General features: G+C 45.0%; 1 protein-coding gene and 1 pseudogene. Both read left to right on the top strand.

Annotated elements, in window-relative coordinates; all coding sequences use genetic code 11:
• Positions 1–223, top strand: a pseudogene (gene vscK / locus R8N28_RS25970) (SctK family type III secretion system sorting platform protein VscK); the annotation flags it as partial.
• Between the two features lie 34 nt (positions 224–257).
• On the top strand, positions 258–839 hold the full coding sequence (vscL, locus tag R8N28_RS25965) for a SctL family type III secretion system stator protein VscL (RefSeq protein ID WP_021451479.1): 582 nt from the start codon (positions 258–260) through the stop codon (positions 837–839).
• Positions 840–1,170: the final 331 nt, after the last annotated feature.

Genomic DNA, 1,170 nt, shown 5'->3' with positions numbered 1-1,170 from the left:
TGAACGTCACATGCTCAAACAGGGCTACGCATGGATGAAGTTTATCTTAGCGAGCTCTTCTCACGATATTTTGCTCCGTTGGCAGTTCAAGCTCGATCAATCACTTAGCCAAGTGAAAGAAAACACCTCTTGGCTCGTTGAAGAGCAGCGTGATCTCGCGTACCGACTCACCAAAAAAATCGCAAAACAGGTTATTCCCCAATGGTTTCATTTGTTGAAATAAAACCGACAACTTGCAGTTAGCGCCAGGTTTAAAGGTGCTCAAAGCCAAGGATTACGTTAGTTATCTCGATTCGCAACATTTGGTTGAAGCGGCGAATTCGAAAGCCGACAGCATCATTGCTAAAGCGCAGCAAGCGTATGAAACCGAAAAGCAGCGCGGCTATCAAGATGGTTTGGAGCAGGCGAAAATAGAAAATGCGCAAGCGATGGTCGCTACTTTGGCTCGCTGCAATGAATATTACCTGCAAGTTGAGCACAAAATGACGAATGTCGTCTTAGATGCGGTGCGTAAAATCATCGACACATTTGATGACGTTGACACCACGATCAGCGTGGTCAGAGAAGCGCTGCAATTGGTGAGTAATCAAAAGCAAGTGATCTTACACGTTCATCCTGAGCAAGTGGTTGACGTGAGAGAGAAAGTTGCTGGCGTTTTGAGTGATTTTCCTGAAGTGGGTTATGTCGATGTGGTTGCCGATGCGCGCCTCAAAAACGGTGGCTGCATACTGGAAACCGAAGTCGGCATTATTGACGCCAGTATCGATGGACAGATTCAGGCGTTAAAGCAAGCGATGGTGAAACAACTCAGTGAGCGGAAAATGACGTCACCAGAGTAGAGAGTCACCGCCAAATCAATCGAACACAAAGCTCAGCACATTGCTGAGCTTTGTTGTTTTCAAACGTCTTAAAACGAAAAAAATCCGACCATCTTTAGCATATTAATCGCGACGAATGATGAAAAATAACAGCATCAAAACGGCCTGAGTCACTCTGTTTTCATGACTCGTCCGCCGAATTCGTAACAAGCACAATAGGATTATTCATTCAAATGGCTAATGGATTTACTACCGCTTTGATGACGGATTTTGCTCACCGTTGCCAACTAGAACAACTGGTTTTTGATGGCGACGATTGCTGTCATCTTTTGATTGACCAAGACACGGCAAT

The organism is Vibrio sp. Vb1554, assembly GCF_033344235.1.
This window is presented reverse-complemented; position numbering and strand designations above follow the sequence as displayed.